The organism is Clostridium sp. CAG:221 (assembly GCA_000435835.1).
GTDB lineage: Bacteria > Bacillota > Clostridia > Clostridiales > Clostridiaceae > Clostridium.
Map to the genome: position 1 here is coordinate 53,288 of FR883428.1, position 15,791 is coordinate 69,078.

A 15,791-nucleotide genomic window follows, 5' to 3' on the forward strand; every position below is an offset into this window, starting at 1 on the left:
AAAATGATTAAGGAGGGATGTATCATGGCATTAACGCCAATAATGCCACTTTGAAGTATAAACCCTTGATTTTATAAGGTTTAAGCTTTTAAATATAGCAATCGTCAAAAATTCGTCAAAAATTAAATTTATAAAAATAAAAGTGGAGCTTATACTAGCTCCGCTTAAAAATTCTGATTTATTATATTTCTTGCACTAGATAGCATGTCATTAGTAACATGGCTGTAGGTATTCATGGTTTGCTCTACTTTATGGCCAAGTAAATAGGCAGCAGTTTTAAAATCTACACCGCTAGCTATTAATTTAGTTGCATATGTATGCCTTAATTCATGCAGGCATACATCATAACCTAAATCTTTTATTTTTCTATTCATACATGTTTGGAAACTTTTTTTATTTCCAAAATCGAAAATCCTTCCATCAATAGCAGGATCATTCATTTCTGTATAATGCCAAAGTATATTCATGGTATCTTTAGTTACCGGGATTACTCTATATGAATTATTACTTTTCAAATTGCCAAGTCCCCATAAGTTTAATTCTCCATCTATTAACTTAAATTGCTTATTAACTGTTATGCAATTTTTATTAAAATCAAGTACATCTCCAGTTAATCCAAGAATTTCACCTATTCTCATCCCAGTTTTTAATGCTAATAGTGCTACAATGTAATATCTAGTATTTTTCAAATCATGTAACAAATTTTCTGCCTCTTCATCCGTAAGAGCAGTTCTACTTATGCTTTCACTAACTTTTCTCATCTTAACATTATCTGCAGGATTATGATTAATTATTTTATAATAGCTAATAGCACTGTTTAGTAATATTTTAAGATAACGTAGTTTACTATCAATGGTACTTTGCTTTCTATTAAGTGCATAAAGTTCATTTATACATTTTTGAATGTCCTCAGTAGTTATATCAATAATTTTTTTATCATGCAAAACTTTAAAAGTTTGTATTGCATAGTGTAAATTCTTTCTGGTGGATTCAGAAGAAGTGTAAGTAATATTCTTAATATGAATATCACATAGTTCTTTTAGAGTGATATCTGTATAATCTCCATTTAACGTGTTATCTCTAGTTATATCATCTTTTAACTTTTCTAATGCTTCATCTGCTGCACGTTTTGCATCACGTTTGGTCTTAAAGCCTTGTTTTGATTTTTGCATCCACCTCTTTATGCTTCCAGTTTTATAGGAAATGATATATTGCCATCCTCCATCTTTTTCTCTGTAAGTAATGTTGTATTGCATACGTGCTCCTCCTTGGTATATATGACCTGACTGTTTATTACTATTTTATTTATCTTTTTTATTAATTCAGTCATCTTCATCCTCCCGTCTTTCCCATTTATTAATTCATTTGTAATACATGTAAAATTTCGGTATCCCGAAAAAGAACTAATGTTTGTTTTTGGTGCAAAAAATATGGAAATATTAACAAAGTCAACATTTCCTCATTTGGAAAACAAATAAAGTAGAATGTCGAAATTGGCACAAGATATTTTTTTAATATAAAATAAATATATACAAACATATACAAATATATACACTTATTTATTTATATTACTTTTTAAAAAAATACCATTACTTATTATCATGCTATATGTGATGGTTCGATTTCAAACCACCTACTCTACATGTGATGGTTCGATTTCAAACCACCTACTTTAAATTACATTCTCCCAAAATATTTGTTTTTTATATTTATTTATTCTTATTCTTTGGATTCTCAAAGAAAACTTTTGGATTAAATCCAACTTGTTTTAAATGTGCAAAAAAATCATTTATTTGATTTTCTGTTAAATGAAGTTTTTCATCATCAAATGTTATCTCAACTATATTCCCATCAATTTCCTTAGATATATATGTCTGATAATCATTTGTTCTCATTAATAGAAAGTCACTATTAACATTTAAATAATCGGCTATTTTAGCTAGAGTGTTTAAATCAGGCTTTCTATTATCATTTATATAATTACTGATTGTAGTTGGAGACACATTGATTGCTGTTGCTAAATCTTGTTTTTGAATTTCCTTTAGATCTAAAAGAAATTCAACTCTTTTCCCAAAGGTATCCAATTTATTTATATCCATATCTTACACCTCGTAATTAGTATAACAAAATGTGTACAAAAAAATAAAAAAATTCACAAAATGAAAAATATTTTTTAAAAAAGCATTGACACTTTTCATTATGTGAAGTATTATTAATACATAGAAACGAAACGAAAGGTGGTGAGAACAATGAAAACTAAAAAAGGAATTACAAAAGCATTATTTTTAAGACGAGGTTTTGGAATTAATCAGGAAGAAATAACTTCTAAATTAAATATATCGAGACCTACTCTTACAAGAAAAGAAAAAGGAGAAACAGATTTTACGAAATCTGAGATGGAGATTTATACTAATGTCTTAAAAGAGTATGATCCATCACTAACAATCAATTCAATTTTTTTTGAGGATAACTTCACGATATGAAAATACACAAGAAAAGGAGTTTTCAAAATGAAATTAAAAGACATAAGAAAAGACAGAAAAATAACTTTAGCTAGATTAAGCCAAATATCAAGCATCAGTACTAGTTATCTTAGCGAACTTGAAAAAGGTAAATATGAAGCTACTGAGAGTAAGATTATACGTTTAAGTCTAGCTCTTGGAGTAACACCTAATGATTTATTAGGTTGGAGTGAAATTATAGATACAGTTAAGAGAAATTTTGTAGGAGAACAATAATATGCAGGGGATGAAGGTTTTATTAACTCGAGCAGAATTAGCAAAAAGATGGAGCGTAGATGTTAAGACAATCGCTAACTGGGAAAATGAACAAATAATTCAAAGAGTAAAGGGGATACCTACTCCGAGATACAGGGTAGAAGAAATAGAGAAAATTGAAGGTATAAAAGATGTAAGTAAGTTTTCACCAGTAGAGAGAAAAATATTAGAAGATAGATTAAAAAATCTTGAAGATGAAAATTTACAACTTAAACAAATAATAAATAATATTTTCTCGGAAAGTTCAAAGATATTAAATTTCAATATTAGTTAAGCACTAGCAGAAACCACACACCGTTAGTGGCTAAGGTGAGGAATTACAATGGCGTACAAATGATTAAGATAAGAGGGTGCGTATTTTGTAGGAGGAATAAAATGACAAGGGAATTGTTTATTGAATGTATGAGGGTTTTAGTTAAATGGTTTGTAATGTTGTTGCCATATGTAGCAGTAGAATTATTAATATTTACAGCAGTTTACTTAATATTAGTTAAGTTTGAAATATTAAAAGCTGAAAAAGAACAAGATGAATATGATGATGATTTTAAATATTAAGGTGAGTAAATATGAGTTATGGAGAGAGTATTAAGTATTTTAGAAAAAGTAAATCATTAACACAGAAAGATTTAGCTGAAATGATTGGTTGTGATATTCGCACTTATCAGAAATATGAAAGTGGTGAAATAAACATAAAAATTAGTACACTGCAGAAAATTTCTAGTATTTTAGGAGTTAGTTTATATAAACTATGCCTATTTGGGGATGAAAACTTTGGGAGTATTGAGCATCTTAAGAAGTTGAGAAAATTAAATAATATGACTCAAAAGGATTTGGCAGAAAAACTTAATTTATCAACATCATTAATACAAAAGTATGAAAGTGGTGAAAGAAAAATGACATATGAAACTTATTTTGAAGCGTTAAAATGCATGAATAGTATTGAGCCTGAAATTGACATATTAAACAAAGAAAATAATGAAAACATTGAAAAACTTATTCAAGATGAGAAATTGAAATATGCTGATAAACTTATTACTTTTGGAGATACAAATAATATTGAATATAACAAAGGAGTATATGATGGATTAAGTCTTGCACTTAGTATAATTCGAGGTGAAGTGTATGAAAAATGACGAAAATACAGATATTGTTCTAGTACCTGCAGAGGTTATGGAAATATTAAGAATTGGGAAAAGCAAAATGTATGAATTGCTGCATAGTGAAGATTTCCCAAGCTATAAAATAGATCGTAGATGGTATATCAATAAAGCAAAGCTTATAAAGTGGATTGATAGGCAATCAGAGATTACAAAAAATATTAATGGAGATTAATGAATGATTTTATATTTAGCGGTATCAGCAGATAAGTATGAATTACCATTTGCAGTCGAAGATAGTCCAATGAAGTTGGCAAATAGAGTTGGTAAAACATCTAGGTATGTTAGTAGCTGCATAGCAAGAAAAACACGAGTGAAAATAGGTGAAGATCTATATATTAGGTTAATAAAGATTAATTTGGAGGAATAGTAAATGTCAAAAATATCATTTTTGAAAGTCAACAATTTTTTAGGCGTTGATGAACTTGAATTAGAACCAGGAAAGGTTAATATTTTCAAAGGACCTAAAGGGACTGGAAAAACTTCTGTTATAGAAGCAATTGAGAAAACATTCACAAATAAGAGCAGGAGAACAGAGATTATTAAGCATGGTGAAGAGGAAGCAACATTATTCGTTGAGCTTGATGATGGAATGGAAGTCGATAGAAGGCTTAGAAGTGAAAAAGGTGACTATCTTAAAGTAAGGAAGGCAGATGAAGGAGTTCCAAGCACTGAAAAATTCCTAAGAACATTAGTAAATGGGCATATATTTAGGCCACTTGACTGGGTTAACTTAAGTGTTAAAGAGCAGACGAAATCACTTTTGAGTATGTTAGAAATTGATTGGAGCGAGCAGGATATCATAAATTGGTTTGGCGACCTGGTAGATGATATCGACTACTCACAACATATACTACTTATTCTTAAGAGTATAGAACAAAAATACTACAAAACAAGGGAAGAAGTCAACAGGGAAGTAAAGGAATTAAAGGGTAGAATAGATGCACTATATGAAGAATTACCACCTGAATATAATGGTGAAGAATGGAGAAGCGTTAAGATCCAGGAATACTATAAAAAAGTTTCGGAAGCTCAAGAGATAAATAAATTGATTGAGATGGCTAAGAGCATCCAGGAAAACTTTAATAATACTGTTGAAACTATTAAAGCTAAGGGTGAAAAGCAGAAAGCTAATATTACTTTAACCTTTAAAGAGAATAAGGAAGACATTAATGACATCATAGCATTAGCTAAAAATAAGATAGAAAGAGCTAATAACTTTATAGCTAATTCTAATAACACTTTGGAAGTTGAATTAAGCAAGTTAGATAATCAACTTGAATCTGAATATCAAGACTTATTGCAGAAATATGCAATGTTAAAGGACCAAAAGAAGAGAGATATATTAACTGCAGTTGAGGAGCAAAAAGAAATTATTGCGATAAATAATAATAAGATATCAGCTAAAGAACAAGAACTTAGAGGGTTAGATGAGAAAGAAGAATCTGAAAAATTAGCCGTTGATGAAAAAGTTAATAGTGAAATTGAGAAGGAAAAAATAAGAATAGGAAAAGCTGCATCTTATCTAAAAGAAAATACTTTAATTGATATTGAACCATTACAAGCTGAAGCAGATAGAGTTACTGAAATGGTTGGATATTTAAGAGATTGGGATAGAATAGCTGAAATTAGAGATGGCTCATTATCTTCTAAGCAAGCATATGCAAATGAACTTACATCTAAGATAGATAAGGCTAGAAACTTACCAGGAGAGCTACTTAAGACTGCTAAAATGCCTATTGATGGTATATCAGTTGATGTAGAAGGAAGAGTAAGAATAAATGGTACTTTAATAGATGGTCTTTCAGATGGTGAAAAGCTTGAATTGGCAATGAAAGTTGCAAAAGCTCAATGTGGGGAATTAAAGCTAATTTGTATGGATAAGTGGGAAAGTTTAGACATAGATTCTCAAAATAAGTTACTAGCAGAAATGACAACAGATGAATATCAATATTTCGTAACTGAAGTAATGGATACAGCAAGTAGAAAGGTTGAAGTCGTAAAGATAGGGGAGATGGTATAGTGAGTTTAACATTTAAAGTATGGAGAATTGAAAAAGGATTAACTCAATCAGAATTAGTTAGAATGTTAAAATCTAGCACTTTAAAGATAGGTAAATTAGAAAGAGAAAATAATATAAATATTTTTACTATTGAACAGCTTAAGAAATTAGCAGAAATATTAGATAAATCGTTTGAAGAAATACTAAACGCTGGTATTAATGATAATGAAGAAGGGTTCAAAATAAGAGAGAGAAAAATGAATGCATTAGAAGGAGGACGAAAAGTAAAATACCTAGTTTATGGTTATTCATCAAATAGTACTAATGGTATGTTAAATAAAAGTACTGTAGAGTGGGAAATAGGATGTTTTCACGGGTGGAAAAAAGATAAAGAAATCAATTCAGATATTGAAAGCGAGATTTATTATGGGTTGATTGAAAAGAAAGATGGTACATTAGTCTATCTAAATATTAATGAATTTAAGTTTATAGGAGAAGTGATCTAAATGGTTGAGTTTATAGAAGATAGAGAACTATTTAAAACAGCTAAAGTTGTTTTTGACACCAGAGAAGATAGTGAAGAGAGAACAAATTGGCTATCAATGAGAGGTAACTCCATTGGAGGAAGTGAGATTGGTGCTATTGCAGGGTTCAGCTCTTATGGGAGTGCACTAACTGTATACAATGAAAAGCTTGGACTTGTAGAGAAGTTTAAGGGAAATATTCACACACTATTTGGTACAAGAATGGAGCCGATGATTAGAGAATGGGTTCAAGAGGATTTTGTTAAAGAGACAGGAATTAAGCTTACTACTTATGAGTATCCATATATGATGCTAGATAAAGAAAAAGAATTTTTTTCAGCAAATATTGATGGAATAGGAATTGTAGAAGAGGATTATATCTACTGGGAAAATAGAGATACAGCTGAAATAAAGTTTATTCCTAAAGGTGAAATGTTTGGATTAGAAATTAAAACAGGCTCAGAGTTTTTAAAAAAAATGTGGGCAGGAGAAGAGATTCCAGATAGCTATTATTGCCAATGCCAATGGTATATGGGAGTTACAGGACTTAACTACTTCTTAATAATATACCTTCTTGGAAAAGAAGTTAAGTGGAAAGTAGTTCCAAGAAATGAAGATGATATAAAAGCACTTAGAGAAATAGGCGTAGACTTCTGGGAAAATCATATAATACCTAAAATTCCACCAGAACCTACAGGTATTAAAAAGGAAACAGATGAGATCCTAGAGCAGCAAGTATTAGATGATGCAGAAGAAATTGACATAACAGATAAAAAGTTAACTAAATACAATGAAATATCAGAACAGATTAAAGAACTTGAAAAAGAAAGAGAAAGAATCAAACAAGAAATATTCTTAGAAATGGGGAATTCTAAAAAAGCTACAGATGGAAGTTACAAATTAAGCAGATATGTTGTTACTAGAGATAAGATAGATAATAAAACACTTAAAGATAAATATCCGTTAACTTATGCAGCAGTGCTTAACGGAACAACTGAATATGTAAACATGAGAGTTACAAAATGTAAATAAGGGAGGATTTGATAATGGCAAATATAAATGGAGGACTGGTTAGTAATTCTAAAAAAGCAGAAGTTAAGGAATTAACACCGCAAAAGCAAATGGCAGGAATGCTACAAAAGATGTTACCAGAGATTAAAAAGGCTGTAGGGAAAACAATGACACCTGAAAGATTTTCAAGGATTGCACTTAGCTTGTTTAATGGGAATCCACAGTTTTGGGAAGCTTCACCTACTAGTTTCTTAAGTGCATTAATGCAGAGTGCTCAATGTGGATTAGAACCAAATACAGTACTTGGTGAAGCATATGTAATACCTTACAAAAATACTAAGCAAGGTATTACAGAAGTAAATTTTCAAGTCGGATATAAAGGTATCTTAAAAATGGCTCTTAATACTGGAGAGTATGAAGCTATATATGCACATGAAGTAAGAGATAATGATGAGTTTAGTTATGAATATGGATTAAATAAGAATTTAATTCATAAGCCCGCAGATATACCTTCTACAAAAGTTACTCATTACTATGCAGTTTATAAATTAAAAAATGGTGGATTTGATTTTGTAGTGTGGTCCAGAGAAAGAGTTGAACAACATGCTAGAGATTTTAGTAAAAACTATATGTTTAAAGGCCAAGTAAATAAAAACTCAGTTTGGGCAAAGAATTTTGATAGTATGGCTAAGAAAACAGTTTTAATAGATGTTCTTAAATATGCTCCAAAGAGCGTTGAGATGGCAAAAGCTTTAGATCTTGATTATAAGAGTGAAGCTAAAGAAGAGAAAATAAGTAACTTTGGCTATGTTGATGTTGATGCTGCAACTGTACATGTAGAAGAACATGATGCTGCAATAGATACAACATTTATAGTAGATGAAAACCAGGTGACACAAGAAAATATGTTTAATGGAACACCATTTGATAATTAGTGCTTGGAGCTTATAGCTCCTGGCAAAATACAGGAGGAATATATATGGCAGAGAAGAGAATGTTCTCAAAAACAATAATAGATTCAGATGCTTTTTTAGATATGCCTTTATCGAGTCAGGCTTTATACTTTCACCTTTCGATGCGGGCAGATGATGATGGATTTGTAAATAATCCTAAGAAGATACAGAGACTTATAGGATGTGGTGATGATGATTTAAAGCTTCTAATGGCTAAGAAATTTTTAATACCGTTTGAAAGTGGAATAGTTGTTATAAAGCATTGGAGAATACACAACTATATACGCACAGATCGTTATAAAGAAACAAACTACATTGAAGAAAAATCACAATTAGGAATATCTAAGAATAAAGCATATTCTCTACTTTCAGAAAACAATGATTGTACACCATTAATAAGCTCGTCTACAAACGGTATACCAGATGGTATACCAACGGTAGGCAAAAGGGATACCCAGAATAGACTAGATAAGAATAGACTAGATAAGAATAGAGAAGAAGAGACTAGTATAGAGAAGAATAGAGATGATGTTATTTGTAGTAGTCCTCCTTATAAAGATTCATATAAACCTATAAATAATACACAAGTATTTAAACATTTTGAGAAATGTGGATTTATAGTTACTGGAATGTTAATAGAACAAATAGCAGCAGATATAGAAATTTATTCAGCTAAATGGCTTATGGATGCAGCTAGTGAAGCAGTACAGAGAGGTAAGATTAATAATTACAAATATGTACTAGGAATATTACAAAATTGGATGTCAAAGGGAAGGAGTGATAGTGATGGCACTAGAGGAAATTCTCCAAAGGATAATTTCGCAGGCAAGGACGAATACGACACAAGTAGATTCTCAGATAACTCACAAGAATGGGATGGGCAAGATATCGAAACAGAGTTCTAAATATAAATGTAGTAAATGCAATGATACAACGTGGATATTTAACTCAGAGGGGAAAGTAATTGCAAGATGTGAATGCTATCAAGCTGATTATACAAGAAGACTCTGGGAAAACTATGGGATAAAACCTGAAGAGGTTAAGAAATTAAATGAATATAAACCATTTAATGCCTTAACCAATTCATTAAAAACTAAAGCTAGTAATTATATTCTCCAGTTTGATGAAATTTATGCAACTAGAGAAAATGGGTTTGGAATACTTGGACAATCAGGTGCAGGAAAATCACATGTAAGCATAGCAATTGGAGCTGCACTTTTAAATAAGAATCATAAAGTTATATATATGCCTTACCTAGAAGCTATGAGAGAACTTAAAGCTAACTCAATGGATGATGAGTATTATTTCAAATTAGTAAATAGATATAAGATGGCTGAGGTTCTTGTAATAGATGATTTGTTTAAGGATAAGGTTAAGAGTGGAAAGCTTACTGGTGATCTTACTGAAGCTGATATGAAGCATATATATCCAATACTAAATTACAGATATAACAATAAATTGCCAACTATTTTCAGCACTGAATGTGACATAAATATGCTACTTAACTTAGATGAGGCATTAGCTGGAAGAATAATAGAAAGCTGCGGTGAAAACATTACAGTATTTAAAGGTAGCGAGTATAACTATAGATTAAGGAATATAAGAAAGGCATTATAAAAAATGAATAATGGGGATTGGGAAATGGAAAAGCTAACAGCTCATGAAAAGATGTTATTAACAGTAAAGGCACTTGAAGAAAGAAAAATAAGAAGAGAGAAACTAAAGGAGAGAGAAAGCAAGGCTTATGCAGCTCATAATTACCATATGAAATATAATAGAACAAAAAGTTCTAATAATAGAAGAGTAAACAGATATAAATTTTAATCAAGTTTATAAATCAATATAGATGCTTTAAAAATGGACAAACCTATAATTCGATGAATTAATCGATGATAAATTTAAAAAGCTTAGAAAGGCAAATAAGTAGTATATGGAGGGCGTTGAAATGACAAAGTGTAGATTATATGCAGTTATAGATGAATATGGAATAAGTAGTAAGGAAGCACTAATTGCAAGTGAAGAGTTAGATAAGGAAATATTAGAGGAGATGCTTAAGGATCCAAAGGTTGAAAATATATATCTTAAGCAAGTTATTAAAGCAAAAGAGTGTGAAGTTAAAAATAAAGAGAATGAAATCACTGCATTAAAGAGAAGGGTATTAGAACTTTCTGAGTTAGCACAAATGATGTATGAAGTAGGTATAAATGCTAGAAAAGCAATACAAAATGTACAGAGAATGGCTGAAAAAGAAAATTTAAGGCAAGTTTAGTTTCCATAATAATTTAGAAGTGAAGGGGATATATGTATGAGTAGGCAAGAAGAAGTCAAAAGATTTGCAGAAAACTTGACAGAATTAGAAGTTACTTTCACAGATAAGCTAGAAAACAAGAAAAAAGTTTATAAATTTTACAGCTACGAGACACTTGGTAGATGGATTGCAGATAACTATGATGCAGTTGACATATTAGAAGTAGTGCAAAGTGAAGAGTAGGTGGAAAGTTTATGAGAGAAAGAATATTGCATATGTTTAATTGGAATTTAAAAGATATCTATAACGAGGTTGAAAATGTTAGAGAGCAAGGATTTACAACTATCTTAGTTAGTCCACTTCAACCACTAAAGCAAGAATTAACTGACTGGTGGTTATTATATCAACCTACAAGATTTGAAGTAGGCAATGTCTTAGGTGATGCAGGAGATTTAGAAAGATTATGTAGGAAAGCTCATGAGTGCAGAGTTAAAGTTGTGGTAGATGTAGTATTGCATCATGTTGCAAATTTAAGAGGCAATGATGTACATCCTCTTGTAGATGATAGATTATGTAAATTTTATGATACAAGCTTTATAGATATTAAAAACTATAACGATCCAGAACAATGTGAGAGATATAGTTTAGCAGGATTACCAGCAATAAACCTTGAGGATTTCTATATAAGAGAGCAAATATTTAAGATGCTTGATTATTACAAATGGTTAGGAGTAGATGGATTTAGATATGATGCATTTAAACATTTAAATAAGAGCTTTAGAAAAGAGTTAGAGAAGTATTCGATAAATTCTTTTGGTGAAGTAATAAACGTATCTAAAGAGCAATTAGAGCAATATAAAGGTGCATGCAAACTAGCGACAAATTCACAAATAAATAGAGAGGATAAAAATTATGTTATTTGGGTCCAAAGTCACGATGATATTTTAAATGGATGGGTTAAATCTTTACCAGATGATTTATTCATAAAAGAGTATAGATTCTTAGCTAAAAATTATAAGGCAGATTTACTTTATTATTGCAAACCATTTGAAACATTATGGAAAAGCAAAGAAATAAGAGAAATTAATTTTAAATATGGGGAGATGTAAGTATGAAAACAATTGAAATTGTAAGAAATTTAGATCAATTAAATAGGGTTGTAATACCAAAAGAAATGTGTAGGATTTTAGGATTAAACTCCAAAACTAAAGAAAGGGTGGGTAGCCAAATAGAAATAGTTCTAAATGGTGATGAGATTGTATTAAGAAAATATGAACCTGGGTGTAAATGCTGCGGAGAAATTAGAGAACTTAAAGAGTTTATGGGTGAAAGATTATGCAGTAAATGTATTAAAAAAGCATATGAAAGTGCAAAAGAAATTTTGAAAGGGGATTGTTAATTATGTATACAAGATTTGATGTTGAGAGATTAGAAAAGGAATATAATGCTGCAAGCACAAAAAGAGGACAAGAGTTAATTGCTAAGATGATAGCTGAAGTTAAAGCAGAAATTGAGGTAAGCAAAAGATGATATTAGCAATAGATCCAGGAAACATTGAAAGTGGATATGTAGTTATTGATGGAGGAAGTTTAAAACCATTAATAGCGGAAAAAGTTACAAATGAGGATTTGCTAAAGAGAATTAAAAAAAGCAAGGGCATGAATATAACAGATATAGCTATTGAGATGGTAGCAAGCTATGGAATGGCAGTTGGAGTAACAGTATTTGAAACTTGTGTATGGATAGGAAGATTCTTAGAAGCGTGTAAAACAGTATTCCCAGATGCAGAAATTAAGTTCATATATAGAAAAGATGAAAAGATGAACCTATGTGGGAGTATGAAAGCAAAAGATAGCAATATTGTACAAGCTTTAATAGATAGATTTGCACCTAATACACCTAATAAGGGTAAAGGCTCAAAGAAAGAACAAGGTTGGTTTTATGGATTTAAGAAAGACATCTGGCAAGCTTATGCAGTAGGGATAACTTACCATGATATGTATATTAAAAATAATGAAAATATGGTGGTATTATAAATGGAAACAGGAGTAAATTTTGAAATATTAGGAGTTAATGAAAAGGATAATAGTATCGAGGTTAAATACACTAGCTTATTAGAAGATGGATTTGAACCAGTAGAGGAATAATTATGAATAGAGCAGAGAAGAGAAATCAAGAAAAAATCTATAAGAAAAAAATGCAGTGGGCTGAAAGTCTAAGACCTTGGCAAAAAGAATTTATAAATGATGCTCTGGCTGATGCTAGGGCAACAATAGAAACAGAAATTGTAAGTAATCTAGATACAATTATAACTGCAGCATTGGTTGAAAAAACAGATTTAAGTTTAAAAGAAATATTTGACATTAATGTTACGGTTGGAGAGTTTTACGGCCGTATAAGATATGAAAATAGTATAAAGGGGTTTGAGAATAGAATGAAAACATTAGCAAGTATTCAAGAAGATGTAACAAAAAGAATAAATGAAATGATAAAAGAAGGTAAAGAAAGAGGACCTATAGTTAAAGCTATAAGAGAAGAATTTAAAGGTACTGGATTAACAACAGCAGAAATTAATGTGGCTTATAAAAAATGCTTAGAAAATGCAGAAAAAGAAGAAGAGTATCTTGCAGTAAAGAAAATTCTATCAATTATGGGTGAAAATGTTGATGACTGTTCAGAAGAAGTTGAAGAAACTGAAGTTAAAGCTGATGATCCAGTAGTGGAAGAAAAAAATGATGAAGAAGCAGAAAGAATAGAAGTTGCAATTAATAAGGTAAAAGAAATAGAGGCAAAATCTAAAAAATCAAAAAGTAAACTTAAGATAGTTAATAAGGTTACAAAGATTATTTCTATGGATGTACAGGGAGAGTTTGGATTATATCGCATAGAAGATGGAAAGGTACAAATGGGAACAAATGTATTTAAAAATACTGATGAAGTAGAAGCTTGGGCTAAAGATCACATAGATACCACAGAAGAAAAAATAAGAACTTTAGAGAATGAGATAGCAGCTCATAAGCAACAGATTGAATTTTTAAATAGCAGTAAAAATGAAACTATTGAGGTAGTAAAAAGCTATTTAGCAAAATAATTTTCAGATGCTGGTCCATGAGAATGGACTAGCTCTAATAAAAAGAGGTAGGAGGGTAAAAAGTGTTTGAATTTATAAAGAAAAATATATCAAAACTTTTCAATAGCAAGATTAGAGAAAATGTTATTGATGAAGAAAATACTTGTATGAAGAGTGAAACTGATGAAGTTAAAGAAATTATTGTTGTTAGGAAGCAAATAACACCTAAGCAGTTGCTTATCAGAAAGCTTAATAGAATTATTAAGGAAACTAAGAGCGGTAGGATAAGAACTAAGAATGTAAAAAGGTTAGGTGATATAAGTGGAAAATAATAAAGAAATGGTTAATCATCCAAAACATTATAACCGAGGGAGTATTGAAGCCATTGAGGTTATTGAAAACTGGAACTTAGGGTTTAGCGTTGGTAGTGCAGTAAAGTATATATCAAGGCTAGGGGCAAAAGATGATGAAATACAAGAGTTAGAAAAAGCTAAGTGGTATTTAAATAGAGTTATGGAAACTAACATAGGCGTTATGGTAGGAGACGCAGATAGAAAATATGAACCATACAAAGTTTCAAAAGATTGGAAACTTAATGATACGTTAACTAAAGCTTTAGGGGCTATATATTGGGGGCAATTTATTCTAGCAATTAAGTATATTGATGAAGAAATTGAGAGGAGAAAGAAAATGATTAAGGTTAAATATTTAGATAAGGATATAACTAAGTTAGAGAAAACAGAAAAAGGGGATCTGATAGATTTAAGAGTATCTTCAATGCAAATTAATGATATTAAATATGATAGAAGTATTTTAAAAAATATAGGAAGTGTTCCTTATAGTGCAGGTGATGTGATAACTTTCGGATTTGGAGTAGCTATGGAACTTCCAAAAGGATTTAAAGCAAATGTTTATCCAAGGAGTAGTCTGTTTAAAAACTATGGCTTAATACTTACTAATAGCGTAGGTCAGATAGATAATAGCTACAATGGCGATGAAGATGAATGGAAAGGAATGTTTATAGCATTAAGAGATGGGAAAGTAAGTTATAACGATAGGCTATTACAATTTGATATTTCACCAGTATGGATAAAAAAAGATGATCTTGTAGAAGTAGAAATACTAGGGAATGAAAATCGTGGTGGCTATGGAACCACTGGAGTGGAATAATGAGTAGTTTAGTAATAGTATGTTTAGTTTGGACTATAATAGTCCTTCTAAACTACATCATGAAGCTAAAGAAAGCCTACTTTAATTTAGCAGAAGAGAATAAGGCGTTGAGATTTAAATTAAGAATTAGAGCATAATCTGATTATATTGCGAAGGAAGTGAATATTTTTGACAATTGAACAGGTAAAAAAGTTAAAGACAATGGTTGTTGAAGTAGAGCTAATAAAGAATGAAGAAGCATTTTCAGAAAAAGATATTAAAGAGATAGCAGAAGGTCAAGAAAAGATAATTAAAAAACAAGATGAATTAATAGATTATATGCTATCACTTTTACAATGTTGATGAATGCGAGCGACATTAATGTCGGTACCAAAAGGGGGGAGAAGAACAGCGAACAATTCATTAATATTGTTAATTAAAACAAATGTTTTAAGAATAATTTGAAATTATTGCGAAGGAGATGGAGGAATGAGAAATGAGTAAAAAATGGACTTATGAATTAAATACAATGAGTGATATATGGAGCGGTGGTATTTACGATAGCAGAGAAGAAGCTATAAGAGAAGCTACAAATGAAGCTTTAATAGATGGTATTAAGAAATTCAAAATTGGGATATGTGAAGATGTGTTTAATTATGGTATAGATGCAGATGAAGTATTAGAGAGAATTGCTGAAGAAACATATGAAGATGTAGGGGAAGTTGCTGAATATTATTTAGATGATGTAACTAAAGAGCATAAAGAAGAATTACAAGATAAATTAAATGAAGTTTTTTATTCTTGGCAAGAAAAATATAATTACAAACCTAATTTCTATACTGTTGTAAGTGAAGAAATAATAGAAGTAGATAAGGAGCAGTAGTTCGCAATTCATTTAAA

28 protein-coding genes are annotated in these 15,791 nt (G+C 30.4%); 26 read left to right on the forward strand and 2 right to left on the reverse strand.

Going from position 1 to position 15,791, the window contains the following annotated elements; all coding sequences use genetic code 11:
* Positions 1-164: 164 nt before the first annotated feature.
* Together Q5O44_RS13935 and Q5O44_RS13940 are read right to left on the reverse strand one after the other, a co-directional pair.
* Positions 165-1,256, reverse strand: coding sequence for a site-specific integrase (locus Q5O44_RS13935; protein ID WP_022169058.1), 1,092 nt, complete (start codon positions 1,254-1,256; stop codon positions 165-167).
* A 453-nt stretch (positions 1,257-1,709) separates the two neighbouring features.
* The gene (locus tag Q5O44_RS13940) at positions 1,710-2,099 is read right to left on the reverse strand and encodes a helix-turn-helix domain-containing protein (protein ID WP_022169059.1); all 390 of its coding nucleotides are present in this window, start codon (positions 2,097-2,099) and stop codon (positions 1,710-1,712) included.
* Between the two features lie 150 nt (positions 2,100-2,249).
* Here Q5O44_RS13940 and Q5O44_RS13945 point away from each other — a divergent pair, with 150 nt between their 5' ends.
* The 26 genes from Q5O44_RS13945 to Q5O44_RS14070 all read left to right on the forward strand — a co-directional run bounded on the left by Q5O44_RS13945 (position 2,250) and on the right by Q5O44_RS14070 (position 15,774).
* On the forward strand, positions 2,250-2,483 hold the full coding sequence (locus Q5O44_RS13945) for a helix-turn-helix transcriptional regulator (protein WP_022169060.1): 234 nt from the start codon (positions 2,250-2,252) through the stop codon (positions 2,481-2,483).
* A gap of 27 nt (positions 2,484-2,510) precedes the next feature.
* Positions 2,511-2,738 (forward strand): helix-turn-helix domain-containing protein, encoded by a 228-nt coding sequence (locus Q5O44_RS13950; protein ID WP_022169061.1) that lies wholly within the window; start codon positions 2,511-2,513, stop codon positions 2,736-2,738.
* Position 2,739: 1 nt separating this feature from the next.
* Positions 2,740-3,051, forward strand: coding sequence for a hypothetical protein (locus Q5O44_RS13955; protein ID WP_022169062.1), 312 nt, complete (start codon positions 2,740-2,742; stop codon positions 3,049-3,051).
* 101 nt (positions 3,052-3,152) lie between these two features.
* Positions 3,153-3,332 carry a hypothetical protein gene (locus tag Q5O44_RS13960; RefSeq protein WP_022169063.1) on the forward strand — a complete coding sequence of 60 codons (180 nt, stop codon included), beginning with the start codon at positions 3,153-3,155 and terminating at the stop codon, positions 3,330-3,332.
* Positions 3,333-3,343: 11 nt separating this feature from the next.
* Positions 3,344-3,910 carry a helix-turn-helix domain-containing protein gene (locus Q5O44_RS13965; RefSeq protein WP_022169064.1) on the forward strand — a complete coding sequence of 189 codons (567 nt, stop codon included), beginning with the start codon at positions 3,344-3,346 and terminating at the stop codon, positions 3,908-3,910.
* Positions 3,900-4,109 (forward strand): helix-turn-helix domain-containing protein, encoded by a 210-nt coding sequence (locus Q5O44_RS13970; RefSeq protein WP_022169065.1) that lies wholly within the window; start codon positions 3,900-3,902, stop codon positions 4,107-4,109. Before Q5O44_RS13965 ends, Q5O44_RS13970 begins: the two co-directional genes overlap by 11 nt.
* A gap of 3 nt (positions 4,110-4,112) precedes the next feature.
* On the forward strand, positions 4,113-4,304 hold the full coding sequence (locus tag Q5O44_RS13975; RefSeq protein ID WP_022169066.1) for a hypothetical protein: 192 nt from the start codon (positions 4,113-4,115) through the stop codon (positions 4,302-4,304).
* 3 nt (positions 4,305-4,307) lie between these two features.
* Entirely contained in the window at positions 4,308-5,957 is a 1,650-nt protein-coding gene (locus Q5O44_RS13980) for an AAA family ATPase (protein WP_022169067.1), read from the forward strand.
* A complete protein-coding gene (locus Q5O44_RS13985) occupies positions 5,957-6,442 on the forward strand; it encodes a helix-turn-helix transcriptional regulator (protein ID WP_022169068.1) in 486 nt (161 codons plus the stop codon). The genes Q5O44_RS13980 and Q5O44_RS13985 overlap by 1 nt, the downstream gene beginning before the upstream one ends.
* Positions 6,443-7,492 (forward strand): YqaJ viral recombinase family protein, encoded by a 1,050-nt coding sequence (locus tag Q5O44_RS13990; protein WP_022169069.1) that lies wholly within the window; start codon positions 6,443-6,445, stop codon positions 7,490-7,492. It abuts the gene before it with no gap.
* A 14-nt stretch (positions 7,493-7,506) separates the two neighbouring features.
* Positions 7,507-8,406: a recombinase RecT gene (locus Q5O44_RS13995; protein WP_022169070.1), complete on the forward strand. Its 900-nt coding sequence runs from the start codon at positions 7,507-7,509 to the stop codon at positions 8,404-8,406.
* Positions 8,407-8,450: 44 nt separating this feature from the next.
* The gene (locus tag Q5O44_RS14000) at positions 8,451-9,329 is read left to right on the forward strand and encodes a replication initiation protein (RefSeq protein ID WP_022169071.1); all 879 of its coding nucleotides are present in this window, start codon (positions 8,451-8,453) and stop codon (positions 9,327-9,329) included.
* Positions 9,301-10,041 (forward strand): ATP-binding protein, encoded by a 741-nt coding sequence (locus tag Q5O44_RS14005; protein ID WP_022169072.1) that lies wholly within the window; start codon positions 9,301-9,303, stop codon positions 10,039-10,041. Before Q5O44_RS14000 ends, Q5O44_RS14005 begins: the two co-directional genes overlap by 29 nt.
* Before the next feature lie 24 nt (positions 10,042-10,065).
* A complete protein-coding gene (locus Q5O44_RS14010) occupies positions 10,066-10,248 on the forward strand; it encodes a hypothetical protein (RefSeq protein ID WP_302638217.1) in 183 nt (60 codons plus the stop codon).
* Between the two features lie 121 nt (positions 10,249-10,369).
* Positions 10,370-10,693, forward strand: coding sequence for a Spo0E family sporulation regulatory protein-aspartic acid phosphatase (locus Q5O44_RS14015; protein WP_022169074.1), 324 nt, complete (start codon positions 10,370-10,372; stop codon positions 10,691-10,693).
* A gap of 36 nt (positions 10,694-10,729) precedes the next feature.
* Positions 10,730-10,915, forward strand: a complete 186-nt coding sequence (locus tag Q5O44_RS14020) for a hypothetical protein (protein ID WP_022169075.1) — start codon at positions 10,730-10,732, stop codon at positions 10,913-10,915.
* Between the two features lie 11 nt (positions 10,916-10,926).
* On the forward strand, positions 10,927-11,781 hold the full coding sequence (locus Q5O44_RS14025; protein WP_022169076.1) for an alpha-amylase family glycosyl hydrolase: 855 nt from the start codon (positions 10,927-10,929) through the stop codon (positions 11,779-11,781).
* Positions 11,782-11,783: 2 nt separating this feature from the next.
* Complete coding sequence (locus Q5O44_RS14030; protein ID WP_022169077.1) at positions 11,784-12,071, forward strand: AbrB/MazE/SpoVT family DNA-binding domain-containing protein; 288 nt, start codon at positions 11,784-11,786, stop codon at positions 12,069-12,071.
* A 2-nt stretch (positions 12,072-12,073) separates the two neighbouring features.
* The gene (locus Q5O44_RS14035; RefSeq protein ID WP_022169078.1) at positions 12,074-12,202 is read left to right on the forward strand and encodes a hypothetical protein; all 129 of its coding nucleotides are present in this window, start codon (positions 12,074-12,076) and stop codon (positions 12,200-12,202) included.
* Complete coding sequence (locus Q5O44_RS14040; protein WP_022169079.1) at positions 12,199-12,708, forward strand: hypothetical protein; 510 nt, start codon at positions 12,199-12,201, stop codon at positions 12,706-12,708. Before Q5O44_RS14035 ends, Q5O44_RS14040 begins: the two co-directional genes overlap by 4 nt.
* A 113-nt stretch (positions 12,709-12,821) precedes the next feature.
* Complete coding sequence (locus Q5O44_RS14045) at positions 12,822-13,763, forward strand: hypothetical protein (RefSeq protein ID WP_022169081.1); 942 nt, start codon at positions 12,822-12,824, stop codon at positions 13,761-13,763.
* A gap of 62 nt (positions 13,764-13,825) precedes the next feature.
* Positions 13,826-14,074: a hypothetical protein gene (locus tag Q5O44_RS14050; protein WP_022169082.1), complete on the forward strand. Its 249-nt coding sequence runs from the start codon at positions 13,826-13,828 to the stop codon at positions 14,072-14,074.
* The gene (locus Q5O44_RS14055) at positions 14,064-14,912 is read left to right on the forward strand and encodes a DUF3310 domain-containing protein (RefSeq protein WP_022169083.1); all 849 of its coding nucleotides are present in this window, start codon (positions 14,064-14,066) and stop codon (positions 14,910-14,912) included. The genes Q5O44_RS14050 and Q5O44_RS14055 overlap by 11 nt, the downstream gene beginning before the upstream one ends.
* A complete protein-coding gene (locus Q5O44_RS14060) occupies positions 14,912-15,049 on the forward strand; it encodes a hypothetical protein (RefSeq protein WP_022169084.1) in 138 nt (45 codons plus the stop codon). Before Q5O44_RS14055 ends, Q5O44_RS14060 begins: the two co-directional genes overlap by 1 nt.
* Before the next feature lie 31 nt (positions 15,050-15,080).
* Complete coding sequence (locus Q5O44_RS14065) at positions 15,081-15,254, forward strand: hypothetical protein (RefSeq protein WP_022169085.1); 174 nt, start codon at positions 15,081-15,083, stop codon at positions 15,252-15,254.
* 133 nt (positions 15,255-15,387) lie between these two features.
* Complete coding sequence (locus tag Q5O44_RS14070) at positions 15,388-15,774, forward strand: hypothetical protein (protein WP_022169086.1); 387 nt, start codon at positions 15,388-15,390, stop codon at positions 15,772-15,774.
* Positions 15,775-15,791 lie beyond the last annotated feature (17 nt).